24 protein-coding genes and 1 riboswitch are annotated in these 25,306 nt (G+C 67.1%); of the genes, 15 read left to right on the top strand and 9 right to left on the bottom strand.

Going from position 1 to position 25,306, the window contains the following annotated elements; genetic code table 11:
• Positions 1-26: 26 nt before the first annotated feature.
• Entirely contained in the window at positions 27-1,529 is a 1,503-nt protein-coding gene (yczR, locus tag ACHQ4I_RS36105) for a MocR-like transcription factor YczR (RefSeq protein WP_420776386.1), read from the bottom strand.
• Between the two features lie 62 nt (positions 1,530-1,591).
• On the opposite strand from yczR, the gene ACHQ4I_RS36100 reads away from it, so the two are divergent.
• The 4 genes from ACHQ4I_RS36100 (at position 1,592) to ACHQ4I_RS36085 (ending at position 3,611) form a co-directional block, all read left to right on the top strand.
• Complete coding sequence (locus ACHQ4I_RS36100; protein ID WP_420776385.1) at positions 1,592-1,906, top strand: hypothetical protein; 315 nt, start codon at positions 1,592-1,594, stop codon at positions 1,904-1,906.
• Between the two features lie 52 nt (positions 1,907-1,958).
• Positions 1,959-2,531, top strand: a complete 573-nt coding sequence (locus tag ACHQ4I_RS36095) for a methylated-DNA--[protein]-cysteine S-methyltransferase (RefSeq protein ID WP_420776384.1) — start codon at positions 1,959-1,961, stop codon at positions 2,529-2,531.
• A gap of 275 nt (positions 2,532-2,806) precedes the next feature.
• Positions 2,807-3,037 carry a hypothetical protein gene (locus ACHQ4I_RS36090; RefSeq protein WP_420776383.1) on the top strand — a complete coding sequence of 77 codons (231 nt, stop codon included), beginning with the start codon at positions 2,807-2,809 and terminating at the stop codon, positions 3,035-3,037.
• A gap of 91 nt (positions 3,038-3,128) precedes the next feature.
• Positions 3,129-3,611, top strand: coding sequence for a DUF456 domain-containing protein (locus ACHQ4I_RS36085; protein ID WP_420776382.1), 483 nt, complete (start codon positions 3,129-3,131; stop codon positions 3,609-3,611).
• A gap of 64 nt (positions 3,612-3,675) precedes the next feature.
• Here ACHQ4I_RS36085 and ACHQ4I_RS36080 read toward each other — a convergent pair whose 3' ends face one another.
• Positions 3,676-4,548 (bottom strand): amidohydrolase family protein, encoded by an 873-nt coding sequence (locus ACHQ4I_RS36080; protein WP_420776381.1) that lies wholly within the window; start codon positions 4,546-4,548, stop codon positions 3,676-3,678.
• A 122-nt stretch (positions 4,549-4,670) separates the two neighbouring features.
• Positions 4,671-6,059, bottom strand: coding sequence for an FAD-dependent oxidoreductase (locus ACHQ4I_RS36075; RefSeq protein WP_420776380.1), 1,389 nt, complete (start codon positions 6,057-6,059; stop codon positions 4,671-4,673).
• Between the two features lie 359 nt (positions 6,060-6,418).
• Between ACHQ4I_RS36075 and ACHQ4I_RS36070 the strand changes: the two genes are divergently transcribed.
• From ACHQ4I_RS36070 to ACHQ4I_RS36045, 6 genes are all read left to right on the top strand, one after another.
• Entirely contained in the window at positions 6,419-6,874 is a 456-nt protein-coding gene (locus ACHQ4I_RS36070; RefSeq protein ID WP_420776379.1) for an Rv0361 family membrane protein, read from the top strand.
• A gap of 64 nt (positions 6,875-6,938) precedes the next feature.
• A riboswitch (SAM riboswitch) is annotated at positions 6,939-7,055 on the top strand.
• A 14-nt stretch (positions 7,056-7,069) separates the two neighbouring features.
• Complete coding sequence (locus ACHQ4I_RS36065; protein ID WP_420776378.1) at positions 7,070-7,486, top strand: rhodanese-like domain-containing protein; 417 nt, start codon at positions 7,070-7,072, stop codon at positions 7,484-7,486.
• Positions 7,487-7,514: 28 nt separating this feature from the next.
• On the top strand, positions 7,515-8,729 hold the full coding sequence (locus tag ACHQ4I_RS36060; RefSeq protein WP_420776377.1) for an O-succinylhomoserine sulfhydrylase: 1,215 nt from the start codon (positions 7,515-7,517) through the stop codon (positions 8,727-8,729).
• Between the two features lie 278 nt (positions 8,730-9,007).
• A complete protein-coding gene (locus ACHQ4I_RS36055) occupies positions 9,008-9,454 on the top strand; it encodes an RpiB/LacA/LacB family sugar-phosphate isomerase (RefSeq protein WP_420776376.1) in 447 nt (148 codons plus the stop codon).
• 120 nt (positions 9,455-9,574) lie between these two features.
• Complete coding sequence (locus ACHQ4I_RS36050) at positions 9,575-10,207, top strand: DJ-1/PfpI family protein (RefSeq protein WP_420776375.1); 633 nt, start codon at positions 9,575-9,577, stop codon at positions 10,205-10,207.
• The gene (locus ACHQ4I_RS36045) at positions 10,204-10,656 is read left to right on the top strand and encodes a MarR family winged helix-turn-helix transcriptional regulator (RefSeq protein WP_420776374.1); all 453 of its coding nucleotides are present in this window, start codon (positions 10,204-10,206) and stop codon (positions 10,654-10,656) included. Before ACHQ4I_RS36050 ends, ACHQ4I_RS36045 begins: the two co-directional genes overlap by 4 nt.
• Positions 10,657-10,933: 277 nt before the next feature.
• On the opposite strand, the gene ACHQ4I_RS36040 is transcribed toward ACHQ4I_RS36045, so the two are convergent.
• Positions 10,934-11,689, bottom strand: a complete 756-nt coding sequence (locus ACHQ4I_RS36040; protein ID WP_420776624.1) for an HAD-IIA family hydrolase — start codon at positions 11,687-11,689, stop codon at positions 10,934-10,936.
• A 721-nt stretch (positions 11,690-12,410) separates the two neighbouring features.
• On the opposite strand from ACHQ4I_RS36040, the gene fgd reads away from it, so the two are divergent.
• Positions 12,411-13,421, top strand: coding sequence for a glucose-6-phosphate dehydrogenase (coenzyme-F420) (gene fgd, locus ACHQ4I_RS36035; protein ID WP_420776373.1), 1,011 nt, complete (start codon positions 12,411-12,413; stop codon positions 13,419-13,421).
• Positions 13,422-14,202: 781 nt separating this feature from the next.
• On the opposite strand, the gene ACHQ4I_RS36030 is transcribed toward fgd, so the two are convergent.
• Positions 14,203-14,706: a nitroreductase family deazaflavin-dependent oxidoreductase gene (locus ACHQ4I_RS36030; protein ID WP_420776372.1), complete on the bottom strand. Its 504-nt coding sequence runs from the start codon at positions 14,704-14,706 to the stop codon at positions 14,203-14,205.
• Positions 14,707-14,801: 95 nt separating this feature from the next.
• On the opposite strand from ACHQ4I_RS36030, the gene pta reads away from it, so the two are divergent.
• From pta to ACHQ4I_RS36015, 3 genes are read left to right on the top strand one after another with little or no spacing between them, the layout of a single operon-like run.
• Complete coding sequence (pta, locus tag ACHQ4I_RS36025; protein WP_420776371.1) at positions 14,802-16,874, top strand: phosphate acetyltransferase; 2,073 nt, start codon at positions 14,802-14,804, stop codon at positions 16,872-16,874.
• Positions 16,874-17,071: a hypothetical protein gene (locus ACHQ4I_RS36020; protein WP_420776370.1), complete on the top strand. Its 198-nt coding sequence runs from the start codon at positions 16,874-16,876 to the stop codon at positions 17,069-17,071. The genes pta and ACHQ4I_RS36020 overlap by 1 nt, the downstream gene beginning before the upstream one ends.
• Positions 17,068-18,360, top strand: a complete 1,293-nt coding sequence (locus ACHQ4I_RS36015; RefSeq protein WP_420776369.1) for an acetate kinase — start codon at positions 17,068-17,070, stop codon at positions 18,358-18,360. Before ACHQ4I_RS36020 ends, ACHQ4I_RS36015 begins: the two co-directional genes overlap by 4 nt.
• Before the next feature lie 264 nt (positions 18,361-18,624).
• Here the strand turns inward: ACHQ4I_RS36015 and ACHQ4I_RS36010 are convergent, their stop codons facing one another.
• From ACHQ4I_RS36010 to ACHQ4I_RS36000, 3 genes are read right to left on the bottom strand one after another with little or no spacing between them, the layout of a single operon-like run.
• Positions 18,625-21,015 (bottom strand): serine/threonine-protein kinase, encoded by a 2,391-nt coding sequence (locus ACHQ4I_RS36010; protein ID WP_420776368.1) that lies wholly within the window; start codon positions 21,013-21,015, stop codon positions 18,625-18,627.
• Positions 21,016-21,020: 5 nt separating this feature from the next.
• A complete protein-coding gene (locus ACHQ4I_RS36005) occupies positions 21,021-22,001 on the bottom strand; it encodes a glutamate ABC transporter substrate-binding protein (RefSeq protein ID WP_420776367.1) in 981 nt (326 codons plus the stop codon).
• Entirely contained in the window at positions 21,998-23,380 is a 1,383-nt protein-coding gene (locus ACHQ4I_RS36000; RefSeq protein WP_420776366.1) for a hypothetical protein, read from the bottom strand. The genes ACHQ4I_RS36005 and ACHQ4I_RS36000 overlap by 4 nt, the downstream gene beginning before the upstream one ends.
• A gap of 114 nt (positions 23,381-23,494) precedes the next feature.
• On the opposite strand from ACHQ4I_RS36000, the gene ACHQ4I_RS35995 reads away from it, so the two are divergent.
• Entirely contained in the window at positions 23,495-24,211 is a 717-nt protein-coding gene (locus ACHQ4I_RS35995; protein WP_420776365.1) for an NUDIX hydrolase, read from the top strand.
• 350 nt (positions 24,212-24,561) lie between these two features.
• On the opposite strand, the gene thiE is transcribed toward ACHQ4I_RS35995, so the two are convergent.
• Positions 24,562-25,269, bottom strand: coding sequence for a thiamine phosphate synthase (thiE, locus tag ACHQ4I_RS35990; RefSeq protein WP_420776364.1), 708 nt, complete (start codon positions 25,267-25,269; stop codon positions 24,562-24,564).
• Positions 25,270-25,306 lie beyond the last annotated feature (37 nt).

The following is a 25,306-nucleotide window of genomic DNA, read 5'->3' as shown; positions in this document are numbered from 1 at the left end:
TCTTGCCCCACCTCGGGATTGTCGGGTCAGTAACAGGTGAGGGGTTGGAGGGGGTCGGCGGCACGGGGAGTGAGCGCTTCGTACGCGGCGGCAATGGATTTCACCGCCAGGCGCAGTTCGGGCTCGGGGTGGGTGAACGGGAGTCGGATGAAGCGTTCGAAGGCGCCCTGAACGCCGAATCTCGGTCCGGCAGCGAGCAATACGCCGTGGTTGGGGGCGGTGGCGGCGAGCGCCGTCGAAACCGGGGCCGGCAGCTGCGCCCAGACGGACATGCCGCCGTCGCCCACGATCGCGCGCCAGTCCGGGAGCTCGTCGCCGAGGGAGGTGAGCAGGGCCGCACGCTGGGAGCGCAGTTGGTCGCGGCGGCGGGCGAGGATGGTGTCGGCGTGCTCCAACAGGTGGATGGTTGCCAGCTGATCCATGACGGGGGTGCCGAGGTCGACGGTGGAGCGGATGCCGAGCAGTTTCGCGATCAACGTTTGGCTGGTGCGTATCCAGCCGACGCGCAGACCGCCCCAGAAGGATTTCGAGGCCGAGCCGATGGTGACGATCTCGCTGCCCTTGGCGAAGGCCGCGACCGGCGGGGGCGCGGTCTGGTCGGTCAGGCTCAGGTCCACCATCGACTCGTCGATCACCACGGTCATCCGGGTTTCGCGGGCGATGGTGGCCAGTTCGGCTCGGCCGTCGGCGTCGAGCCGCAGGCCGGTCGGGTTATTGAAGTCCGGCACCAGATAGGCCAGGGTGGCCGCGGTTTGCCGTGCGGCGCTGCGGATTCCGTCGAGATCCCAGCCGGAATCCGGGGTTTCGGGACGCAGCGGCACCGGGACCGGGCGGGCGCCGACGTCCCGGATCGCCTCGATGGCATTGGGATAGGTCGGATGGTCGATGAGCACCCGGGCCGCGGGCGCGGTGAGCACATTGAGCAGCAGGCGCAGGCCGTGCTGGGCGCCGAGGGTGACCAGGATCTGGTCCGGTTCGGTGGGCAGGCCGCGCTCGGTGTAGCGGCGGGCCAGTGCTTCGCGCAGTGCGAGCACGCCGACGGGGTCCATGCCGTGCGTACCGAGATAGGCCGGAATGCCTTGCAGTGCAACGGAGTACGCATCCTGCATCTCCATGGGCGCGGCCATCGCGGCATAGGTCATATCGATGGTCGGCAGTTCCGGCTGCGCCATCATCGCCAGAATGCTGCGCGCGGGTTTGGTGCCGTCGTGCTGCACGTCGCGCGGGAGGGCGACGGTGCTGCGCGAGCCCTGGCGGCTGATCAGATAGCCGTGTTCGCGCAGCAGGCTGTAGGTCGAGGTGATGGTGGTGCGGCTCACGCCGAGGGTGGCGGCGAGATCGCGCTCACTGGGCAGGGCGACGCCGAGCGGTGCGCGACCGTCGTGGATGAGCAGTCGGATGCCTTCGGCAAGGGCCAAATAGGCGGGGCGGGTGGACCGGCGCTCGCCCGATTCGCCGTTCTCGTCCGCGCTGCGCCACTGCCCCAGATCCCGGGCAAGGCTGGCGGCACCGATCACTCTCGTCGACATAAAGTCCAGTATTAGCCAAGTGGATATTTATTGGCAAGGCCAGTGCGCGCACGCTATCGGTTATGACCGCCCTCGCCACCCTCCTCGTCATCGCCTTCTTCGCCTATGTGGTGTACCGGTACGCACCGAGGCCGCCCGGCGAGGCCTTCCGTCTCGAACGGTTCCACGCACCGGGACCGCTGACCGACTGGTCACCGTCGTACTACGAAAACCAGCGCCAATACGCCGATCTCGCCGCGATCTACGGCCGCGACGACGTGCCGGATCCGGACGCGCCGGCCCGCGCGCACCCCGAGCCGACCGCGCGGCGGCGGATCTCGAACCCGAGTTGCGGAGCCGTGAAGCCGACAATCGGTGGATTCCAGACCAGTTTTTGAGAACTGGACTGGACTGCTCGGAGATGTCGGACCCCGCGTGCAGACTGACCGTATGAGTGCTTTCGCTCGCCCGGCTACCGGGTCGGCGCTGTTCGACACCGTGATCGGCACCTGCGCGATCGCCTGGACCGACGATGCCGTATTCCGGTTCGGGTTGCCGGAGGCGAGTCCTGCGGCGACGCGGGCCCGGATCATGCGACCGACCAGCCGGATTCCGGACGGCGAGGAAATCCCCGAGACAACGCCCACCGGCCCCATCGCCGATGCCATCATCCGCATCCAGGCGCACCTCGCCGGAGAACTCGACGATCTGCGCTGGATCCCGGTAACCATCAATGGAATTCCAGAATTCCACCGCGCCGTCTACGCGGTAACCCGCGCCATCGATCCGGGCCACACCCTCACCTACGGCCAGGTCGCCACCCGCATCGGCGCCCCCGGTGGGGCCCAAGCCGTCGGACAAGCCCTGGGCCGCAACCCCATCCCCCTGATCATCCCCTGCCACCGAGTCCTAGCCGCCGACAACGCCCTCACCGGCTTCTCCGCCCCCGGCGGCATCACCACCAAACAACGCCTCCTGGAAATCGAACGCACGCCGGGCTTCGGCGAACCCACCCTCTTCTGAACCCGATCGGGCGCGCGGCACCTTCGACCGCCGTATATCTGTGCTCGCGCCTGGGGGGTTCGAGCGGAGCTCACCAAGCGGGGACAGCATCGCGGCGCGGGTCCGGTCGGCCTCGTGCTCGAGGTGATCCAGACGGGCCGGTGTGCCGGTCCAGGCGATCCGATTCGCCTGCGGTGCAGGGCTTTTGGGGTTTGTAACGGGCGGAGCACGGTGCTCGATTCAGTCACCGAGGTCATCTTCGTGACCGAAACTAACTCTAGAGGAACGGGTTTGAGATGATTCGAGTCAATCGCCATATCGTCGCGGGCGCCCTGCTGGCCGGTGCGGTGCTGATGTCCGTCGCTCCCGCGCAGGCGCAGGCCCCGATCGAGCTCGAGCAGGCGCAGGCCCAGGTCGAGCCCCAGGCGATCGGCAACGGCGGGATTGCCACCGGTTCGGCCGATCTGAACAACTGGTTCTGCGGCACGATCTGGCGTACCTGTTGGACGCCTATCGCGCGGTCGTGACCTAAGAGCGGAACCTCCCCCGTGCACCGAACCAACGAGTAGGCCAGAATCCAGGCAGCGTGACAAGGCGCGCCTAGCGGAGGGATCGGCAGTGTCAGCTTGGGGTGAGGTTGTTGTCGGCTTGGTTATTCTGGTCGGCCTGCTCGGGATCATCGTGCCGATCCTGCCGGGGGTGATTCTGGTCTTCGGTGCCATCGCGGTGTGGGCGGTTATGACCGGTGGTGCGACGGCGTGGATCGTATTCGCCGTCAGCACTGCGTTTCTGGTGCTCTCCGGCATTGTCAAATACACCTGGCCGGGGCGGAAGATGAAGGATGCGGGGGTATCCAACCGCGCGCTGTTCGTGGGCGCGGTGCTGGGCATCGTGGGGTTCTTCCTCATTCCGGTGGTCGGGTTGTTCGTGGGATTCGTACTGGGCGTGTACCTTTCGGAACTGCATCGCCTCGGCGAGAACCAACCCGCTTGGCAGGCAACGGTTCACGCGCTCAAGGGCGTTGGCCTGTCCATGCTCATCGAACTTTTCGGTGCCCTGCTGGCAACCGGGGTGTGGGTCATCGGCGCCATCGTGACCTGAGTTGGGACGAACTGGGCAAATGACCGAAAAATGCGGCGGCGACCGGCTCACGGCCGCGGCGTACTCACTCGATGGCCGGGAACGGAATCGTGTCCGCCACTTCGAGTTTCGGGAGCTCATCGCGCCGCAGCGGTAGCGTCGGCTGCTCGGTGCGGTGGATCGGCAGGGTGGGCGCGGGATCGGCCGGAATCTCTCGTTCGCGGGCGGGCAGTCGATAGAACGCGCGGGCGTTGTCCTCGAGCACCTTGAACATATCGGTGCCGACCACATCGCAGATCAGATCGACATCGGAGTCCTCGAAGGGCCGCCCGGCCCGGGTGCCGGGCAGATCCGTGCCGAACATGAGTGCCTCGGGATTGACCGCGTGGATGCGGCGCAGCGTATCGGATACGTTCATCTGCACCCGCCCGAAACCGGTCGCCTTCACGCGCGCGCCGCGATCGACCAGATCCAGCAGGTAGGGCAGGCCCTCCTCGGACATGCCGAGGTGGTCGACGGAGAGCACGGGCAGCTTCGAGATCACCGGTTGCAGTGAGGTGAGCATGTTGCCGTCGATATAGACCTCGACATGCCAGCCGACGAGCTCATGCGCACGCAGCGCCTGCAGCGTCATGGCGGTGATATCCGCGGCCGCGCGCTTGACGTTGAACCGCAGCGCGCGCACGCCGATCCGGTCGAGTTCGATGATCTCCTCATCGGTGGCGTCCGGATCCAACGCGGTGACGCCCACCCACCCCTCGCCGAGCTCCGCCAGCGCCGCTTTCAGATAGCTCTGATCGGTGCCTTGGAAGGATCCGCTGACCACGGCGCCGCCGCCGAGGTCGAAGCGCGACATACGCTTTCGGTAATCGGCGATGGTGAACGGGTCGGGCAGGTAGCCCTCGTTCTCGGCCAGCGGGAACCGCGGGTCGAAGATGTGGAGATGGGCATCGAACACTTGTACAGAATGCCTCAGTGCAGAAATTTCCGCTGCCGCAGACCCGACAGATTTCGCGCCGCCGCGGCGGTGTCGGTTTGTCGAGTGCCACAGGGGTGGTGGTCACCCCTGCGGCGTTCGGGCTAGACCTTGTGCGGTTCGCTGGCGCGCAGCATGTCCTCGCGCTCGACGACCTTGACGCGCTCGCGGCCCTCCGGCTCGCCGAGTGCGCGCTCGTGCGCGTCGAGGCGGTACCAGCCCTGCCAGGTGGTGAACGGGATGCCCTTGCCCTCGAGGAATTCGGTGACGGCGTCCAGCTCCGGCTTCTCGGCCGGGGTGAAGTTCACGCTGTCGTCGAGCAGGCAGGCCACGGTCTCGTTGGCATCGCCCTTGGTGTGGCCGATGAGGCCGACCGGGCCGCGCTTGATCCAGCCGGTGACGTAGGTGGCGGGCATGTAGCGGTCCGCACCGTCGGCGTCCTCGTCGGCGATGACGCGTCCGGCCTCGTTCGGGACGACGCCGGCCTGATCGTCGAACGGCAGGTTGGTGAGGTTCTGCGACAGGTAGCCCACGGCGCGGTAGATGGCCTGCACGTCCCAGTCCTTGAAGACGCCGGTGCCCTTGACGTTGCCGGTGCCGTCGAGCTGGGTGCGCTCGGTGCGCAGGCCGACGACCCTGCCGTCCTCGCCGAGGATTTCGGCGGGGGATTCGAAGAAGTGCAGGAACAGCTTGTGCGGGCGGTTGCCGACATCGCGGATGGCCCACTGCTCCAGGGTGTTCGCGATCATGTCGACCTGCTTGGAATGCCGGCGCGCGGCCTCCGAGCCCTCGTCGTAGTCGATGTCCTCCGGATCGACGATGACCTCGATGGTCGGGGAGTGGTCGAGTTCGCGTAGCTCGAGCGGCGTGAACTTCGCCTGCGCCGGGCCGCGGCGGCCGAAGACGTGCACCTCGATCGCCTTATTGGCCTTCAGGCCGTTGTAGACGTTCGGCGGTATCTCGGTCGGCAGCAGTTCGTCGCCGGTCTTGGCGAGCACGCGCGCGACGTCGAGTGCCACATTGCCGACACCGAGCACGGCGACCTTCTCGGCCTCCAGCGGCCAGGTGCGCGGCACGTCCGGGTGGCCGTCGTACCAGGACACGAAGTCCGCGGCGCCGTAGCTGCCGTCCAGGCCGATGCCGGGGATGTCCAGCGCGCGGTCGGCGTTGGCGCCGGTGGAGAAGATCACCGCGTCATAGAACGTGCGCAGGTCGTCGAGGGTGATGTCGGTGCCGTAGTCGATATTGCCGAGCAGGCGGACCTGCGGCTTGTCGAGCACCTTGTGCAGGGCGGTGATGATGCCCTTGATGCGCGGATGATCCGGCGCGACGCCATAGCGGATCAGCCCGAACGGCGCTGGCATGCGCTCGTAGAGGTCGATGCTCACCTCGGCATCGGACTTCATCAACGCGTCGGCGGCGTAGATTCCGGCCGGTCCTGCGCCCACGATCGCGATGCGAAGCGGGCGAGTCGCTGCACTTTGTTCGGTCATCTTTTACGCGCACCTTATGGTCGAAACAATTAACGGCATCAGTCTTAGCTTAGGCTAACTTGACGCATCCTCTTGGTTGCACCTGACGATGCGGACAGGCGGCTCGCGGCTGCACAGTCGCTACGACGGTGAGCTGCCATATGGCTATGACAGCAGGCCGCAGTCTCGCGATTCTATCGGTGGCGCATGGCGCACCCTGCGGGCGGTGCGTGAACCGGACGCTTGCCATTCGGCTCACTTACCGGAGTACCCGCTCTCCCCGCGACTATCAAATCGTCGCGGCACCGATGCTGGGCTCGGCCGCGCCCGAGTCCGGGGGCGACTGCCGGATACCGCCGTCCACCAGGGATGATCGAGCCATGACAGAGCAGCAGAGCGCCGACGAAGAACCCGTAATCGAGGTCGACCAGACCGATCGCCGCTCCATCGCGCCGTTCATCGCGGCAGCCGTGTTTGCGGCCGTCGTCCTGGTCGCCATCGTGCTGGGCGCGGTGCTCTCGCCCGCTGAGAAAAATGTCACAGAATCGGACAAGATCTCGGCCGCGGTGCAGCGCTACGCGGAGGCCCGCGGCACCACCGACAGCACGCCGCCGCCCGCAGTTGCCTGCCAGGGATTCGACGAGAGCAAGTCGCCGCTGGCCGCCCAGTTCGGCGGCGCCGCGGCCGGAAAGTCGATCAAGGTCACCAAGATTGAGAACGCCATGGTCGACGGCGATAAGGCGAAGGCGAATGTGACCATCGCGGTCGACGGCCGGGAGACGCCGGCGACGTGGAATTTGGTTCGCTCCGGCGACCGCTGGATCGTCTGCAACTGACTTACCGGCGTGGCGCGAACCGGCGTTTGACATGGCGGCCCCTGCCCAGGCAATCTCGGACGCAGGTCATGAGAACCAGCGTCAAGCCCCGGCTGGCTGGTCGGCAACCCTCCTCCGCGGTGGGGTGCTCCGGGTGACGACCTGGCCGCGCACCGGAACCCAGGTGCGGCAAGCGTGGATTCACAGGAGGATCGCATGACATATGCCGGTGACATCACCCCACAGCAGGCGTGGGAGTTGTTGCGGGACAATCCGGAAGCCGTCTTGGTCGACGTGCGCACCGAAGCCGAATGGCGCTTCGTCGGCGTGCCCGATACCAGTTCGATCGACCGGCCGACGGTGCTGATCGAATGGGTCGACAGTAACGGCGCCCGCAATGGTGAGTTCGTCGCGCAGCTGACCAAGGCGCTGGAGGGTCGCGATCCGGCGGCGCCCGTCGTCTTCCTGTGTCGCTCCGGGCAACGTTCCGTCGGTGCGGCGGTCGCCGCGACCGGTGTCGGGATCGAGCCGTCGTACAACGTGCTGGAGGGCTTCGAGGGCCCGATCGACGAGTCCGGTCATCGCGGCGGCACCGGCTGGCGCGCGCTCGGTCTGCCGTGGCGGCAGTCATGAGTTCGTGCTGTGTAGTCGGGAGCCGGTCATGATCACCGGTGGTGCGTTCGACAAGCCGCTGCCCGAGGGGGTCGGCCCCGCGACGCTCGGCGTGCGGGGTGGGCTGCGTCGCTCCGGATTCGAGGAGACCGCCGAGGCGCTGTATCTGTCCTCCGGATTCGTCTACGAGAGCGCCGAGGCGGCCGAGGCCGCGTTCACCGGCGATATCGAACATTTCGTCTACTCCCGCTACGGCAACCCGACGGTGGCCATGTTCGAGGAGCGGCTGCGTCTGATGGACGGCGCCGAAGCATGTTTCGCGACCGCGAGCGGCATGTCGGCGGTTTTCACCGCGCTCGGCGCGCTTCTGGGCGCGGGCGATCGACTTGTGGCCGCGCGCAGCCTGTTCGGCTCGTGCTTCGTGGTGTGCAATGAGATCCTGCCGCGCTGGGGCGTGGAGACGGTCTTCGTCGACGGCGATGATCTCGACCAGTGGGAGCAGGCGCTGTCGGTGCCGACCAAGGCGGTGTTCTTCGAGACGCCGGCCAACCCGATGCAGACGCTCGTCGACGTGCGCCGGGTGAGCGAACTCGCGCATGCCGCGGGCGCGAAGGTGGTGCTGGACAACGTCTTTGCCACGCCGCTGCTGCAGCGCGGTTTCGAGCTCGGCGCGGATGTGCTGGTGTATTCCGGCACCAAACACATCGACGGTCAGGGCCGGGTGCTCGGCGGTGCGATTCTGGGCCCGCACGATTACATCGACGGTCCGGTGAAAAACCTTATGCGCCACACCGGTCCGGCGCTGAGCCCGTTCAACGCGTGGACCCTGCTCAAGGGTTTGGAGACCATGCCGCTGCGCGTGCGTCATTCGACGGAATCCGCGCTGCGTATCGCACGTTTCCTCGAGGGCAACAAGTCCGTCTCGTGGGTGCGCTATCCGTACCTGGAGTCGCATCCGCAGCACGAGCTGGCGACCAGCCAGATGAGCGGCGGCGGCACGGTGGTCACCTTCGAGCTGAACGCGCCCGCGAACGAGGCCAAGAAGCGCGCCTTCGAGGTGCTGAACCGGTTGCGCATCGTCGATATCTCCAACAACCTCGGTGATTCCAAGACCCTGATCACCCACCCCGCCACCACGACCCATCGCGCCATGGGGCCCGAAGGGCGCGCGACCATCGGGCTGTCCGACGGTGTCGTGCGCATCTCGGTGGGGCTCGAGGATGTCGAGGATCTGCTGGGCGATCTGGAGCGCGCCCTGAGTTAGTAGGTCCGCTGTGGCCGTGGATATCGAACATTGCGCTCGAGTTCCTCGGTATGGCCAGCCCGATCAGTCGAATCCAGCCGCTGAACTGGGTGCTTCAGGAAGCGATGTGACGCGACCGGTCGGCGCTGGCGCCCGCAGTGCCGTTCGATGCGCGGCGGCCGGATTTGTCATCGATTGGGCCATGGGCGAGGCGTTGGGGGGAGTTTCGTAGCGTTGGGCTGATCGGGGTTGTGCTGAGTCTTCGGGCCGTGTGGTGGGGACGTTATTACGCTTGGGGTATGCGAATTTCGGTTGCGGCGGATGAGCGGGTGGGGGTGGCCGAGGAGCTGGTGGTGGAGCTCGGGCGGCGGGGGCTGGAAACGTTGGTGCACGGGGCGCTGTCGGATAGTGAGCGCAACGACTGGGCTTGGGCCAGCGAGGCGGCGGCGCGGGATGTGGCCGAGGGTCGGGCGGAGCAAGGGGTGGTGTGCTGTTGGACAGGGACGGGGGCTTCTATCGCCGCCAACAAGGTGGCGGGGATCAGGGCGGCGCTGTGTGCTGATGCGGCGACGGCGGTTGGTGCGCGCAAGTGGAATGACGCGAATGTGCTTGCGCTGAGCCTACGTTCGACTTCCAGGGCGGAGCTGACGGAGATTCTGGACGCGTGGTTCGGCGGTGAACCCAGCACGGATCCCGATGACCGCGCCAACATCGCCCATCTCGCGAAGATCGAACGCGGTCACTGATCGGTTCCCGGCGGGGAGCTTGGGCTTTCTGGTCGGTTCGGCGCCGCCTACGAGCTCCAGGCTGAGGACTGAGCATCATTGACAGTATCCTGTCAATGATGACAGCATACTGTCATGCTGATGAGAACAGTTCACATGGCCGTGTACGACACGCTCGCCGACTGGGAGGTGGGTGCGGCCACCGCGCATATCAACAGTCCGCGCTGGCAGGTTGCGCCGGGGACGTTCCGGGTGCTGACCGTCGGGCCGACCAAGGATCCGATCACCACGATGGCGGGAGTGCGCATCGTGCCGGATGTGGCGCTCGCCGATCTCACTCCGGCCGACAGTGCGATGCTGATCCTGCCGGGGGCCGATCTGTGGATGACCGGTGACGAGCTGGCGCCCTTCGCGCGCAAGGCGCGGGAGTTCGTCGAAGCGGGTGTGCCGGTCGCGGGGATCTGCGGTTCCACCCTCGCTCTGGCGAAGGAGGGGCTGCTCGATGATCGGGCGCACACCAGCAATGCGGCCGAAGTTCTGCAGTACAGCGGATATTCGGGTGCCGCGCATTACATCGCGGCGCCGGCGGTGACCGGCGATAACGTGATCACGGCCAGTGCTGCGGCGCCGTTCGAATTCGCGCGCGAAGTGCTCGGTCTGCTCGGCGTGTACGAGCCGCGCATCCTCGACGCGTGGTATCGGCTGTACGGGCACAGCGATCCGACGGGCTATGCGGAACTCGCCGAATACGAGATGGCATCGTCGCAGACATGACCGATACGCCCGAACAAGAGCTTTTCAGCGCCGCGGCGATCACCTCGTTCCGGCTGAACGGCCAATTCCTTGCCATAGGCGAGGAATTGGCCGTTCCAGCGGGCATCACGGTGGCGTGGTGGCAGGTGCTCGGCGCGGTGCTGCGCGGACCGCTGCCGGTGTCCGGTATCGCCCGCGCGATGGGCATCACCCGCCAGAGCGTGCAGCGCATCGCGGATCTGTTGGTGGACAAGGGACTTGCCGAATACCGGCCGAATCCGGCGCATCGCCGCGCGAAACTCGTCGCGGTCACCGAGGCCGGTCGCGACGCGATCAAACGCATCAACCCGCAGCACGCGGTCATGGCCAAACGCCTCGCCGACGAACTCGGGCCCGAGCAATTCACCCTGACCGTTCAGGTCATGACCCGGCTCTCCGCTGCCCTGGACACCATCACCGACGAATCCTGATCCCCAACTGCGGTTTCGTGCCGCCTACCGGGGAACGCCGTGATCGCGAGCGTCCGTGATCGGACACGCTAGTGCGCTCGGACGGTGTGCCCGCTGCCCGCGATCCCGCAGCCTGTGTGGATGGTGGCTGCCTGTGTGGCGGTGGCAGCCCATGTGGCGGTGGCAGCCTGTGGCGGTGGCAGCCTGTGGTGGTGGCAGCCTGTGTGGTGGTGGCTGCCCGTGTGACAGTGGCGCTTGTGGGCACCCGGTGCAGATCCGGAGAAGGTGCGCAGGCGGGTCAGTTGAAGGGCTTGTCGGTTCGGCCGACGAGGTCGGCTACCGAGTCGACGACCAGGGTTGGGCGGTAGGGGAATTGCTCGACGGATTCGCGGGTGGAGATGCCGGTGGTGACCAGGATGGTTCGCATGCCCGCCTCGAGGCCGGAGACGATATCGGTGTCCATACGATCGCCGATCATGACGGTCGACTGGGAGTGTGCGCCGATTCGGCGCAGCGCCGAGCGCATCATCAGCGGGTTCGGCTTGCCGACATAGTACGGCTCCTTGCCGGTCGCGCGGGTGATCAGTGCGGCGACCGAACCGGTCGCGGGCAGTAGACCTTCGCGGGACGGGCCGGTCGCGTCCGGGTTGGTGGCGATGAAGCGCGCGCCCCGGTCGACCAGGCGGATCGCGGTGGTGATCGCCTCGAAGGAGTAGGTGCGGGTTTCGCCGAGCACCACATAGTCGGGATCGCTGTCTGTCAGCACGTAACCGATTTCGTGTAGCGCGGTGGTGAGCCCGGATTCGCCGACGACGTAAGCGGTCCCGTTGGGGCGCTGGTCGTTGAGGAAGGTCGCGGTGGCCAGCGCCGAGGTCCAGATCGCCTCCTCCGGAATATCGAGTCCGGTGTGGCGCAGGCGGGCCTGCAGATCGCGCGGGGTGCGGATGGAGTTATTGGTGAGCACCAGAAACGGGATCTCATTGGTGCGCAACTCCGCCAGGAACTTGTCGGCACCGGGCACCAGATGGTCTTCGTGCACCAACACCCCATCCATATCGGTCAAGTAGGACAGGATCGGTTCATCTGGTGTGCTCACGAGTCAATTGTCGGCTATCCGCCCGCCCCCCGGACGAATACCCAACCGGATGCGACCATCCCCACACCACCACCTCACCTCGACAGCCCCGAATCCCCCAGTCGATTGCCACACCCCCCACCCTGCCGCCCACCTAGCCGGCATCGCGCACACGTAGTCGTCACTCGCGGTCGGCCAGGCTCGGCGTGGTCGCGGGCCGTGTTGGCGCGTTTCGGCCTGCCGTCGTACGGGTGGTCGGCTTCGCGCACGGGTTGTGAGGGCTGCGCGGTATTGACTCGGTGTGCGGGCGTGTGGTGGTCGCTTGCGGTCGGTCAGGCTCGGCGCGGTTGCGGTTCGTGTTGGCGCGATCGGGCGTGCCGCCGTGGTGGTCGGCATTGCGCACGTGTTGTGGGGGCTGCGCGGTGTTGACTCGGTGTGCGGGCGTGTGGTCGTCACTCGCGGTCAGGCAGGTTCGCCCGCGTCGGCGTGACCTGGCGCACGGTGAGCGCAAGCGCTGACTATGGTCGAGGTGAGGTCGTGTGAGAACTGGTCGCGCAGCGCTCTGTAGGTCGATCAAGGGTGCGGGAACTCCCGTGTGGCCCTTGCGGTTGTACCGGGATGCGGTCGCGGGACTCATGCGGCCGACGGTGTGCGGAACCTCCCGCACGGGCCGTTGAGCGAAGCGACAGGAGTGGCGCATATGGGTGATATCAAGCTCGGATACAAGGCGTCGGCGGAACAGTTCGGACCGCGGGAACTGGTGGAAATCGCGGTGCTGGCCGAGGAACACGGCCTCGACAGCGCGACGGTCAGCGATCATTTCCAGCCGTGGCGGCACAAGGGCGGGCACGCTCCGTTCTCGCTGGCGTGGATGGCCGCGGTCGGTGAGCGCACCAAGCGCATCCAACTCGGCACCTCGGTGCTCACCCCGACGTTCCGCTACAACCCCGCCGTGATCGCGCAGGCCTTCGCCACCATGGGTTGTCTGTATCCGGATCGCATCATGCTCGGCGTCGGCAGCGGTGAGGCGCTCAACGAGATCGCCACCGGCTACACCGGCGAATGGCCGGAATTCAAGGAGCGTTTCGCCCGGCTGCGCGAATCCGTCGACCTCATGCGCGCGCTGTGGACCGGTGAGCGCACCGACTTCGACGGCGAGTACTACAAGACCGTCGGCGCCTCCATCTACGACGTGCCCAAGGGCGGCATCCCGATCTACATCGCCGCAGGCGGTCCGCTTGTCGCGCGCTATGCCGGTCGCGCGGGTGACGGTTTCATCTGCACCTCCGGCAAGGGCATGGACCTCTACACCGAGAAGCTGATGCCCGCCGTCGCCGAGGGCGCGGCCAAGGCCGGCCGCGCCGTCGAGCAGATCGACCGGATGATCGAGATCAAGATCTCCTACGACACCGATCCCGAACTGGCACTGGAGAACACCCGCTTCTGGGCCCCGCTCTCGCTCACCGCGGAGCAGAAGCACTCCATCACCGACCCGATCGAAATGGAAGCCGCCGCCGACGCCCTCCCGATCGAGCAGATCGCCAAGCGCTGGATCGTCGCCAACGATCCGGACCAGGCCGTCGAGCTAATCAAGCCCTACCTCGACGCGGGCCTCAACCACCTGGTCTTCCACGCCCCCGGCCACGACCAGACCCGCTTCCTCGACCTCTTCCAGCGCGACCTAGCCCCCCGCCTCCGCACACTGAGCTGAATTACTCATCGAGGCGAGTCGAATGGTGGTGCAGATGCCCCACCGCAACCACCATTCGACTCCCCTCGAACCGCTCGAGAACGCAACCACAGCCAGTCGACCGAGCTGGAAGCCGCCTGCCTGCCCACTCGACTGCGGGAGGTAAGTCGGGTACGGCACACGACGCGCCCAGCACTGCCCCCGGCAAAACCACGGAACGCCAAACGATCCGGGTCCAGCACCCCCCCGAGAAGTCGGTGCAGAACAACAGGACCTACCGCAGCCCACCCAACCCGAACGCCACCACCCACCCCCCTCAGTTGGACGTGTGATCACGTGGAATCTGTGGCGGCATCGCCCGAGAAGCCCCCGCCACCAGTGCCACCTGATCTTGATCCCTGTTCGACTCGCCTCGACACTCTCGAGAACGCAACCACAGCCAGTCGACCGAGCTGGAAGCCGCGGGCCTGCCCACCCGACTGCGGGAGGTAAGTCGGGTACGGCACACGACGTGCCCAGCACTGCACCGGCAAAACCACGGAACGCCAAACCATCCGGGTCCAGCACCCCCTGGGAGTCGGTGCAGAACAACAGGACCTACCGCAGCCCACCCAACCCGAACGCCACCACCCACCACCCTCAACTGGACACGTGATCACGTGGAATCTGTGGCGGCATCGCCCGAGAACCCCCCGCCACCAGTGCCACCTGATCTTGATCGCACGGCTCTGGGGTGAGGCGAGTCCGATGGTGGCGCGACGAAGGTTTGCGGCGAGCGTATGGCTCGGCTCGGTGCGCTGGATTAGTCGCGGGTGAGGGCGAAGATGCGCAGGTTGCGGGTGGTGCGGGAGCGGTAGGCGTCGTAGGCGTTTGTGATTTCGACGAAGCGGGCGAAGATGGCGTCCTTCTCGGCATCGACCGGAGTCGCTCGGACGGAAATGCGCTCGCCCGCGATGGCGATAGTCGCCTTCGGGTTCGCCAGCAAATTCGAGGTCCAGGCTGGATGACTCTCCTGGCCGAAGTTACTGCCGATGACGTACAGCTTGTCGCCGTCGTGCACGTAGAGCAGCGGCTGGGTGCGTGGCTCGCCGGATTTGCGGCCGATCGTGGTCAGCAGGATGACCGGTGCGCCGATCGGGCCGAGGATCGTGTACTTAGCGTCGGTGCGCTCGAGCACCGCCCGATCCAGCGGCGTGACCTTTCGGATGAACCACGACCCGGCTTTCGTGGCAGCGAACTTGGTCGCGACGCGGGAGAGAAGATTGGTGCGCGAACCCCACTGCCGGTTCGGGAACTGCTCAGCCATGTCGGGACTATATCCGGGGTCGGCCCCGATTATCATTCGTGATCGCGATCTCGCCGGGCGGTCGAGGTAGCCGCGGGTTCACTAAGCTCTCGAACATGGCCGATTCCGCTCCATCCGCTGTCTACATCGCATCTCCGGAGGGGGACACCGGAAAATCGACGGTGGCCCTCGGCATGCTCCAGATGCTGTGCGCGAGCACCGCCCGGGTCGGCGTATTCCGGCCGATCACCCGCTCGACCACCGAACCGGATTACATCCTGGAACTGCTGCTCGAGCACAGCACCGCCGATATCGACTACGCGCAGGCCATCGGCGTCACTTATGAGCAAGTGCATGCCGATCCCGATGCCGCGATCAGCGAGATCGTCATGCGCTTCCACGAGGTCGCGAAGTTGTGTGACGCGGTGGTGGTCGTCGGCAGCGATTACACCGATGTGGCCAGCCCGAGCGAACTGCGCTTCAACGCCCGCATCGCGGTGAACCTCGGCGCGCCCGTGCTGCTGGTGGTGCGCGGTTCGGGCCGCACCCCGGCCGAGGTCGGGCACCTGGCCGAGCTGTGCGCGAGCGAACTGGCGCTCGAGCACGCGCATCTGGTCGCTATCATCGCCAATCGTTGCGATCCGGCGCAATTGGACGAGGTCTGCGCGGCGCTGAAGGGTTTCGGCGTGCCGTCCTGGACATTGCCCGAAGTGCCGCTGCTGATTTCGCCGACCATGGCCGAGCTTTGTACCGCGATCGACGGCGAAATATACAGCGGCGATGTGGAATTGCTGCAGCGCGAGGCATTGCAGATCATGGTCGGCGGCATGACGGCCGAACATATTCTGGAGCGGCTGGTCGACGGTGTGGTGGTGGTCGCGCCGGGTGACCGTTCCGACGTGCTGCTCAGCGTGGTGAATGCGCATGAGGCGGAAGGGTTTCCGTCGCTATCGGGCATCATCATGAACGGAGGCATGCTGCCGCATCCGGCGATCGCCAGGCTGATGAGCGGCCTCAAACCGAAACTGCCGATCCTCACCACCGACCTGGGCACTTACGACACCGCGAGCGCCGCCTACCGCACCCGTGGCCGCATGTCCGCGGGCAGCCCACGCAAGGTCGATACCGCGCTCGCCCTGATGGAACAGCATGTCGACGCGTCGGAGTTGTTGCAGCGCATCGAGATTCCGGACACCTCGGTGGTGACACCGCAGATGTTCGAATACCAGCTGATCGAACGCGCAAGGGCCGATCGCAAGACCATCGTGCTTCCCGAAGGCGACGACGACCGCATCCTGCGCGCGGCCGGGCGGGTATTGCAGCGCAAGATCGCGGATCTGGTGATCCTCGGCGACGAGCCGGCGGTCCGCGCCCGCGCCGCGGAACTCGGCGTCGATATCTCGCCCGCGCGGGTCCTCGATCCGCGCACGTCGGGTTACCTCGACGAATTCGCCGCGGAGTACACCGAACTGCGCAAGCACAAGGGTATGACGCTCGAGCGCGCCCGCGAAACCATGGCCGATATCTCGTATTTCGGCACCATGATGGTGCACAAGGGCATCGCCGACGGCATGGTGTCCGGAGCCGCGCACACCACGGCGCACACCATCCGCCCGTCCTTCGAGATCATCAAGACCGTGCCGGGGGTCTCCACGGTCTCCAGCGTGTTCCTGATGTGTCTGGCCGATCGGGTGCTCGCCTATGGCGACTGCGCCGTGGTCCCCGACCCGACCTCGGAGCAACTGGCCGATATCGCGATCTCGTCCGCGCATACCGCGGCCCGCTTCGGCATCGACCCGCGGATCGCGATGCTGTCCTATTCCACCGGCGAATCCGGCAGCGGCGCGGATGTGGACAAGGTGCGGGTGGCGACCAAATTGGTCCGCGAGCGCGCGCCCGAGCTGCTTGTGGAAGGCCCGATCCAGTACGACGCGGCGATCGAACCCACCGTCGCGACAACCAAACTCCCCGACTCCGAAGTGGCCGGGCGCGCAACAGTTTTCGTGTTTCCCGACCTCAATACCGGTAACAACACCTACAAGGCGGTGCAGCGCAGCGCCGGTGCGATCGCGATCGGCCCGGTGCTGCAGGGACTGCGCAAGCCGGTCAATGACCTGTCCCGTGGTGCGCTGGTGGCCGACATCGTCAATACGGTCGCCATCACCGCGATCCAGGCGCAGGAGGGCTGATGTGCGCGCTGCCGAGCCGATCGCTCGAGCGGGTGCACGGCATGAGCGTCGCACTGGCCGATCATGTGGGCATTGCGCGGTGCCAACGCGGTGCCGGTGTCGTGCGGCACACGACGGCCTCCTGGCGGAACAAGGCGGCCGGGTTCGCGGTTGCTGATCGAGTGCGGGCAGCGCACGCGACGCAGGAGGTGCCATGAACGACGCATCGCGCAGCGATTCGATCAGGGGCGGTGGTCGGGCGACGGGTGGCCGAAACACTGCCGATGACCTGGTGTTGGTGATCAATTCCGGGTCGTCGTCGATCAAATACCAACTGCTGGACCCGGAGTCGGGTGTGGTCGCCGCTTCCGGCATGGTCGATCGGATCGGCGAGGAGAATGCCGGGATCGAGCATCAGGTCGATGGCCGGACCATCGAACATCGCGGGCCGATCGCCGATCACACGGCGGGCCTGCGGCTGGTCTTCGACACGTTCGCCGAGACCGGTCTCGATCTGGCGGCCGTCGGGGTGCGCGCGGTCGGGCATCGGGTGGTGCACGGCGGCGAGGTGTTCTACCGGCCGACGCTGATCGATGATGCCGTGGTCGCGGCGATATCCGAGCTGTCTTCGCTTGCGCCGCTGCACAATCCGGCGAATGTGGCGGGCATCGAGAGCGCGCGCGAGCTGCTGCCCGACGTAGCGCAGGTGGCGGTCTTCGACACCGCGTTCTTCCACGGCCTGCCCGACGCCGCCAAGACCTACGCCATCGATGCGAAAATCGCTGCCGCGCAGGGGATTCGGAAGTACGGCTTTCACGGGACCTCGCACGAATACGTCTCCGGCCGGGCCGCCGCACTGCTCGAGCGTGATCCCGCCGAACTGAATCAAATCGTGTTCCATCTCGGCAACGGCGCATCGGCGTCGGCGATCCGCGGCGGCCGCCCGATCGACACCACCATGGGGCTCACGCCGCTGGAGGGCCTGGTGATGGGCACCAGGGGCGGTGATCTCGATCCTGGGATCATCGCGCACTTGGTCCGCGCGGCGCATATGGATATCGACCAGATCGACGAAATGCTGAACCGCAACTCCGGACTCAAGGGCCTGTCCGGCGTCAACGACTTCCGCGAACTGCAGCGGCTCATCGACGCGGGCGACCCCGCGGCCCGCTTGGCCTACGACGTCTACATCCACCGGCTGCGCCGCTACCTCGGTGCGTACCTGATCGAACTGGGCGGCGTCGACGCCATCACCTTCACCGCCGGAGTCGGGGAGAACAGTCCGCAGGTGCGTGCCGACGCGCTGGCCGGGCTGTCCCGCTTCGGTATCGAGGTCGACCCGACCCGCAATGCCGCGAAAGAGCGTACGGCTCGGCGTATCTCGGCACCTGGCGCAGAGGTGGCCGTGCTGGTCGTGCCGACCAATGAGGAATTGGCGATCGCACAGGCCGCACACCGCGTTGTCGCAGCTCAGAGCGCTGGCCGAGGCGCAGGGAGCGGGCTCTAGAAAACCTCACGAAATCCTCACACTCGATCGGTCAGTATTGGTGTCGGATCAGGTTCGCGCCGGACGCCGAAACCGGGACGGACCATCCGCCGCTATCGGGACCGCGATGCCCTCGCCACTCTCGATGTGTCCGCTCCGGCTGCCCCCGGGGCGGGCGGGACGCATGCGGAGCCCGGGGGATCATCGGTGTGCCGACTGCTCCGCGAACCTGGATCCGAACCCGGCCGGCCTTCCCTCCCGGCCGGGTTTTCTCCCCTCGGGGTCTCAGATCCAGGTCTTGGCGCGGATGGAGTTCGCCAGATCGACCAGGGCGTAGCGGTGGTTGCGGCCGGGAGCGATGCGGGCCAGGGCCCGGAGCCCGGCCTCGGTGCCCGCGCGCAGGTCGCGCTCGGTGAAAGGTGCGCCGAAGAGCATCGCTTCATCGCTTTTGGGGGAATTGCCTGCTTGCAGCCAAGCCAGGGCGGCGCCGAGGACCAGGACGCGCATCTGGGTCGCGCGACCTTCCCCGGGCGGCAGGGCCAGCACGCGCGAGGCCGAAATGTGCAGGGTGGTTTCGGGGAGTTCGCCGACCGGCGCGGCGGTGAGCAGCAGCCATACGGCGGTCATCTGGGCCGTGGTGTAGTGCCGGGAGGCGGCCGGTACCTCATCGAGCGCGCGCACGGCGTCGTCGACCCCGCCCGCCGCGGCAAGTTGCCTGGCCAGGCCGAACGCGGCGCTCACCACCGCGCGGTCGGTGCGCCAGACGGTGGTGTAGAACTTCTCGGCACAGGCCTGCCAGTGTCCCGGATCCTCGGAATCCCAGTGCTGCAGAACGAGTTCCGCGGTGGCCGCGATTGCGAGCTTGGGAGCGATCTCGCCGGGCAGCACCCGCAGCACCGCATCGAAACTGGCGTAGGCCCGCTCGAAATCCAACTCCAGCAGCTGGGCCTGGCCCAGATACCAGTCGATGCGCCAGTCGTGATCGGCGGCCACCCGGGACAGCAAATTCAGCACCACCGCCGCCTCGCCGAGTTCGAGCCGCAGCCGCGCCTCGGCCAGGGTCAGCTCCAGATCCAGTGTGTCCGAGGCATTTTCGGGATGAACCGCAGCGCGCTCGCGGGCCTCCTGTAAGGCCGCGAGTGCTTCCCTCGGTTCCGGCTGTGCCGCGGCCGCGAGCAGCGGTATCGACGCGTCCGTCGGGTCGATGAGCGGAACCGGAAGGGCCGCGGCCACTTCGCCCGCGCGCAGCAGTTTGCTCCTGGCGATGCCATCGGCATAGGCGTCGGTCTGGCTGATCAACTCCTCGGTGCCGAAGCTGCCGCGCTGTGGACTGAAAGCTGTGGACAACTGTGGATGCTCGTCGCCCGTCTCCAGGGAGAGGATCTCGCGCAGCACCCCGGCCAGTTGCGCCGACATGACGCGGGCGGAGGGGAAGCGACGCTCGGGATCCGGATCGGTCGCACACAGCAGCAGGCGATGGAAGAACTCGTAGCGCTGCAGTACCGGTTGGTCGGCGGGGTCCGGAATGCCGTCGAGGTAGCGTCCCTGCTCCATGGGCATGCTGAGCGTCAGCACGGCCAGCGTCCGCCCGACCGTGTAGATGTCGGTGGCCACCGTCGGGCCGGTCCTGGCGATCTCCGGCGCCTGGAAACCCCTGGTGCCGTATAGATTTCCGTAGGCCTCGATGGTCGCCACGGCACCGAGATCGATGAGTTTGACCTGATCCTCGGTGACCATGATGTTGTCGGGTTTGAGGTCGTTGTAGGTCAACCCGATCGAATGCAGATACTCCAGCGCGGGCAGGATTTCCAGCAGATAGGCGATCGCCTCGGTGACCGGCATCCGTTGCGGCCGTTGGTAGGCATCGAGAATATCGCGCAGCGAGCGACCGCCGACATACTCCATGACGATGTAGCCGATCGACTCGCCATTCGGTTCGGTGTGCTCGACGAAGTTGTGGATCTTGACGATGCTGGGATGGGCCACCTCGGCGAGGAATTGGCGTTCGGCCACGGCCACCGCCTGCGCCTCGGCGTCGCCCGCGTGCAGCAGGCCCTTCAGCACCACCCAGCGATCGCTGACATTGCGGTCGATCGCCAGGTAGATCCAGCCCAGCCCGCCGTGCGCGATACAGCCCTGGATCTCGTACTGGCTCGATACGATATCGCCCTCGTGCAGTGACGGGCGGAAATCGTATGGCGCACCACAGGTGTCGCAGATGCCAGCGGTCGTCGGCGGGCGGGTCGCGGTGGCGCGGCCGACCGGATTACCGCAGTGCCAGCAGAAGCGCCTGCCCTCGGAGACAACGGGATCGGCGAGCACCGCGGCGCGCGGATCGGCGGGCGGGACCGTCGGGATGGTGACAAGTCCGGCGCCGAGCTTGCGGGTCGTCGGCCGGGAGTGCGCCGTGCGGGCGCTGCGGCCGGAGGAGCGCATGGTCGCGGCCGAGGTCGGCTCCGGGGCTGCATGCCATGCGCCGACGGTGAATTCGGCGGCCACGTGGTCGCGGCGAACGGTTTCCTCGCCGGGGGGTTGGCGCCGGATCGCCTCGTCGGAGGGGCGTTGGCGCCGAACCGTCTCATCGGAGGTGTCTGCGTTGCGTGCGGCGGGTTCGTGCGTCTGGTCCCCGGTCGAATCGGCGGCTCTTTCGGAGGGAGCATCGTGCGGTGATGTCATCGCAGTCAGTCCTGATAGGCCGGGACGGGCGGGGCTGGCACCGGTCCCAGGGCCATGAGGTATTGCTGGTACAGCCGAACCCACGTGCCGTCGTTGCGGATGCGCTCCAGCGTGCCGTTGACGAAGCGGACCATATCGTCTTCGCCCTTGGGTATTCCGATGCCGTATGGCTCGACGCTGATGCTGGGGCCGACCAACTCGGTGTAGGACGGGTCCTGCGCGGCGAGACCCGCGAGGACGGCGTCGTCGGTGCTCACCGCGTCGACTTGGCGCTGCTGCAGGACGACCAGGCAGTCGGCCCAGGTAGGTACGGTGAGGATGGTCGCGGCGGGCTGGCCGCGACGGATGTGGTCCAGCGAGGTGGTGCCGGATACGATGCACACCCGCTTACCCGCCAGATCGGCCAGATTGCGGATACCGGAGTTCTTCATCGCGAGCACGCGCTGATTCGCGTGCAGATAGACGGTGGAGAAGGCAACCCGCTGGCGCCGTTCGCAGTTGATCGTCATGGTCTTGGCGACGATGTCGACGACGTGGTTCTGCAGCGCGCTCTCGCGCTCGGCGGAGCCGAGACTGCGGTACTCGATCAGATCCGGATTGCCGAGTAGATCGCGGGCGACCTCCCTGGCGATATCGGCGTCGAAACCGACGATGGTGCCGCTGACCGGATCGCGGAAGCTGAAGAGATTACTGCCGGTATCCAATCCGACCACCAGCCGACCGCGGGCGCGGATCGCATCGATGGTCGGGCCGCGCGCACCGGCACCCGCACCCGTAGGCCGCAGGCTGGCGGTCGGATCGCCGCACTCTTCGTTGCGTTCCGGCGCGACCGGCGCGTCCGTCGGTATCGGAATGGCCTGGGCGGGCAGCGGTGGCTCGGTGTACTTGTAGGTCTTGGTGGTGATCGTCGCGTCCGAACCCGCGGTACAACCCGCGAGCAGGGCCGTTGCGGCGAGCGCGGCGAGCAGTCCGCGCGCCCGGTTCATCGGTACTCCCGAAGTCGCGGCCAGATGCCGAGGCCGACATAAGCCGCGGCGAGGATTCCCAGCACCATCGCGCCAGGGGCCAGGAAGTCCAGCGCACGTGCCCCTCGGGAAATGTTGTCGCGCAAGGTATCGCGCGTCGCGTCCAGGCCATGTCCCAGCGCCCGGTCCAGCGCGTCCACCTGCGCCGCGGCATCCGCCGCACCGGGCCCGGTCGCCACCGTCGCCGCTCCCACGAAATCGCCGTGCGCCAATGTGTCGTTCATTCGCTGGTGCGCCACCCGCCAACGGTCCAGCGCCGCACGGGCATTCGCGATCTCCCCCGCTGCGGGCGCATCGGACGGATAGCCGCCGAGCAGTTCGTTGAGCCGGGTGACGCTCGACTCGTAGGTCCGGTCGTAGTCGCCCGTGGCATCGCGGCGCACCAGCTTCAGCGTCTCCGCCGAACGCGCCTGCTGGGTGAGGATCCGGCTCTCGGTCAAGCGGGAGGCGGGCACCGCGCCGTGGTCGCGGCCGCCGATCATCTCCGCCGCCGAGATCGATCCGGCTATCACCGTCCACGCCAATAGGATCAGCACCGCCGTACACGCGAGTAGCAGTCCCGGATTGAGCACGCGGTGCCAGCGTTTCGACAGATCGACCTGCGCCCAGATCAGCGCCGCCAGCGCGAGGATGAGCACCGCGATCGCGGGGTACGGCGGTTGGACGTGGTGTCGCTGGGCCGCGGTGACGGCATCGGAGCGATGGCTCTGCAACTGCGCGGCCATCGGCAGCAGGGTTGTCTGCATCTGATTCGATGCCTCACTCAAATACGCGGCGCCGACCGGATATCCGTTGCGATTATTCGCACGGGCCGTCTCGATCAGGCCCGAATACACCGGTAGGCCGGTGGCGATGCCGGCGCGCAGCCGGCTGTCCGGATCGTCATTGCCGGTGGCCTGTCCGGGGGCGTGGCCCGTTTGCGTCACCAGCTCCGCGGACGCCTCGCCCAGCGCCTGGCTGTAGCGGTCACGCACGGCCTCCGGTTCCAGGCCGCCCGCGATGAAGGCGGTACTCGCGGCGGCGTCCGCGATGGACAGCGAGGTGTAGAGGTGATGGGAGGAGTTCGCGTCCGGCTCGGTTTCGTCGAGCAGGATATCCAGTGCCTGCTGACGATCGCTCACCGTCGCGGCGGTCATCAAGCCCGCGCCGAGGCAGAGACCGATGAGCAGCAGGGCGATGGCGATGAGCCGCCCCGGTGTGGACAGCGCGAAGGACCGTAGGTTGGCCGGGTCCAAGTGGGCGCGCAGCCCGGCTTCGCGCGGCACGTCCAGCCGCTCGGGCCCGGCCTCGGCGGTGACCGACGGTGGCCGCGGGGCCGTCGTCGCTTCGAGCGCTGCCATCTCCACCTCCCCGGTTGGTGCGCACGTGTGCTCCTGCTCGGAGCTTATTGTGGTCTTACCGGCGCCGTGGCGTGTGAAACACCCCCGCCACGGCTGGATGAGGATGGTAGCCAGATGCGTGGTGACGGTGACGGTTGGTCCCGTGGACCGGACGGACAGCGGCATTGGGGCCGCTTCGGCGCCGCCGGACTCCTGCTGCGGGCCCCGCTCGCGAACGGCGGTTCGGCGGTGTTGTTGCAGCACCGCGCGCCGTGGAGTCATCAGGGCGGCACCTGGGCGCTGCCCGGCGGCGCCCGCGACAGCCACGAGACCCCGGTGCACGCGGCGGTGCGCGAGGCATGGGAAGAAGCGGGCATCCACCCCGCCGATGTTCGCGTGCGCGGTGAGCGTGTCACGGCGACCGCGCTGAGCGGCTGGACCTACATCACCGTGGTGGCCGACGCCGTGATGACCCTGCCGACCAGTCGCAACCGGGAAAGCAGTGCGCTGGCCTGGGTGCCCGAGGACGAGGTGGACAGCCATCCGCTGCACCCCGGCTTCGCCGCGTCCTGGCCGACTCTGCGGGCGGCTCCGGCGCGCGTCTGCCTCGACGACGTCGATGTGGACGACGCCAACGCCGTCGCCGCCGTATTACCCCGCACTCTCGACCTGGCCGACCAGGGCTTCGTTTGGCTGCACGCCGATCCCGAAGGGCCGGGCACTTACGCTCGCATCGTCGACCGGGTCGGTGCGGACTCGACCGATGGCGGGCGGGCCGAAACGAATATGCCGTCTCCCGCGGAGACGGCCGATCCGATCTTGTCACTCACCCGCGTTCAGGTGCTCTCCTGAGAGTGTGCGATCCGTTCGATGTGCCCTGGCCGAGTCGAGCTTCGAGCAGCGTTGGGCCGGGTTCGTGCTCAGCGGAGTTGAGCGTTGGCGAGCAGCGCCAGTTCGAGATCGCCCTCGGTAAGCCAGTCGAGTCGGACTTTCGGGGTGGTTTCGCGCTCAGCAGGGCACAGCCGAGGCCAGTTCGAGGTCGCCCACGGTAAGCCAGTCGAGTCGGACTTTTCGGGTGGTTTCGCACTCAGCAGGGCACAGCCGAGTTGAGCGTTGGCGGCCAGCGTCAATTCGATATCGCCCTCGCCAGGTCGGTGGCGCCGAGCTGCCAGCGCCGCGGGCCGAGATCGTGCTCGGCAAGTTCAGCCGAGCTGGGCGTTCTGCAGCAATGCCGTCTTCAGATGACGCGCCGCCGCCTCCGGATCGCGCGCCTCGGTAATCGCGCGCACCACCACAACGCGCTGGGCTCCCGCGGCAAGCACCTCGGGTAGACGTTCGGCATCGATGCCGCCTATCGCGAACCACGGCCGGGTCGGGTGGGCGTCGGCGGTGGAGCGCACCAGGTCCAGGCCCGCGGCCTGACGTCCCGGTTTGGTCGGGGTCGCCCACACCGGGCCGGTGCAGAAGTAGTCGATGTGCTCATCGATCGCGGCCAGTCCGGCTTGCGCCCGGCTGTTCGTGGAGCGCCCGATCGCCACGTCGGGTCCGAGGATGCGGCGTGCGTACCAGGGCGGCAGATCGTTCTGGCCGAGGTGCAGCACATCGGCCCCGACGGCGAGGGCGATATCGGCGCGGTCGTTCACCGCGACCAGCGCGCCGTGTCGGCGGGCCGCCGCCTTCAGTTCGGCCAGGGCGCCGATCTCGGCCTTGGCCTCGAGCGGGCCGAACTTCGCCTCACCGGGCGAACCCTTATCCCTGAGCTGAATGATGTCGACACCGCCCGCGAGCGCCGCTTCGGCGAACTTGGCCAGGTCGCCCTTCTCCCTGCGGGCGTCGGTGCAGAGATACAGCCGGGCGGTAGCCAAACGCTCCCTGGGCGGCAGGGGCCGGTACTGGTGGGAGGGTTGCACGTGCTCGACCGTAGTCGCGCTACCGTGGGGATGAAAA

Source organism: Nocardia nepalensis, from assembly GCF_048910785.1.
GTDB classification, from domain to species: domain Bacteria; phylum Actinomycetota; class Actinomycetes; order Mycobacteriales; family Mycobacteriaceae; genus Nocardia; species Nocardia nepalensis.
This window is presented reverse-complemented; position numbering and strand designations above follow the sequence as displayed.

What these genes read in the sequence shown, in the direction of transcription:
- yczR (WP_420776386.1), bottom strand. Translation starts at nt 1,529, where the DNA reads ATGTCGACGAGAGTGATCGGTGCCGCCAGCCTTGCCCGGGATCTGGGG.
- ACHQ4I_RS36100 (WP_420776385.1), top strand. Translation starts at nt 1,592, where the DNA reads ATGACCGCCCTCGCCACCCTCCTCGTCATCGCCTTCTTCGCCTATGTG.
- ACHQ4I_RS36095 (WP_420776384.1), top strand. Translation starts at nt 1,959, where the DNA reads ATGAGTGCTTTCGCTCGCCCGGCTACCGGGTCGGCGCTGTTCGACACC.
- ACHQ4I_RS36090 (WP_420776383.1), top strand. Translation starts at nt 2,807, where the DNA reads ATGATTCGAGTCAATCGCCATATCGTCGCGGGCGCCCTGCTGGCCGGT.
- ACHQ4I_RS36075 (WP_420776380.1), bottom strand. Translation starts at nt 6,059, where the DNA reads ATGACCGAACAAAGTGCAGCGACTCGCCCGCTTCGCATCGCGATCGTG.
- ACHQ4I_RS36070 (WP_420776379.1), top strand. Translation starts at nt 6,419, where the DNA reads ATGACAGAGCAGCAGAGCGCCGACGAAGAACCCGTAATCGAGGTCGAC.
- ACHQ4I_RS36065 (WP_420776378.1), top strand. Translation starts at nt 7,070, where the DNA reads ATGACATATGCCGGTGACATCACCCCACAGCAGGCGTGGGAGTTGTTG.
- ACHQ4I_RS36060 (WP_420776377.1), top strand. Translation starts at nt 7,515, where the DNA reads ATGATCACCGGTGGTGCGTTCGACAAGCCGCTGCCCGAGGGGGTCGGC.
- ACHQ4I_RS36055 (WP_420776376.1), top strand. Translation starts at nt 9,008, where the DNA reads ATGCGAATTTCGGTTGCGGCGGATGAGCGGGTGGGGGTGGCCGAGGAG.
- ACHQ4I_RS36050 (WP_420776375.1), top strand. Translation starts at nt 9,575, where the DNA reads ATGAGAACAGTTCACATGGCCGTGTACGACACGCTCGCCGACTGGGAG.
- ACHQ4I_RS36045 (WP_420776374.1), top strand. Translation starts at nt 10,204, where the DNA reads ATGACCGATACGCCCGAACAAGAGCTTTTCAGCGCCGCGGCGATCACC.
- ACHQ4I_RS36040 (WP_420776624.1), bottom strand. Translation starts at nt 11,689, where the DNA reads ATGGATGGGGTGTTGGTGCACGAAGACCATCTGGTGCCCGGTGCCGAC.
- fgd (WP_420776373.1), top strand. Translation starts at nt 12,411, where the DNA reads ATGGGTGATATCAAGCTCGGATACAAGGCGTCGGCGGAACAGTTCGGA.
- ACHQ4I_RS36030 (WP_420776372.1), bottom strand. Translation starts at nt 14,706, where the DNA reads ATGGCTGAGCAGTTCCCGAACCGGCAGTGGGGTTCGCGCACCAATCTT.
- pta (WP_420776371.1), top strand. Translation starts at nt 14,802, where the DNA reads ATGGCCGATTCCGCTCCATCCGCTGTCTACATCGCATCTCCGGAGGGG.
- ACHQ4I_RS36020 (WP_420776370.1), top strand. Translation starts at nt 16,874, where the DNA reads ATGTGCGCGCTGCCGAGCCGATCGCTCGAGCGGGTGCACGGCATGAGC.
- ACHQ4I_RS36015 (WP_420776369.1), top strand. Translation starts at nt 17,068, where the DNA reads ATGAACGACGCATCGCGCAGCGATTCGATCAGGGGCGGTGGTCGGGCG.
- ACHQ4I_RS36010 (WP_420776368.1), bottom strand. Translation starts at nt 21,015, where the DNA reads ATGACATCACCGCACGATGCTCCCTCCGAAAGAGCCGCCGATTCGACC.
- ACHQ4I_RS36005 (WP_420776367.1), bottom strand. Translation starts at nt 22,001, where the DNA reads ATGAACCGGGCGCGCGGACTGCTCGCCGCGCTCGCCGCAACGGCCCTG.
- ACHQ4I_RS36000 (WP_420776366.1), bottom strand. Translation starts at nt 23,380, where the DNA reads ATGGCAGCGCTCGAAGCGACGACGGCCCCGCGGCCACCGTCGGTCACC.
- ACHQ4I_RS35995 (WP_420776365.1), top strand. Translation starts at nt 23,495, where the DNA reads ATGCGTGGTGACGGTGACGGTTGGTCCCGTGGACCGGACGGACAGCGG.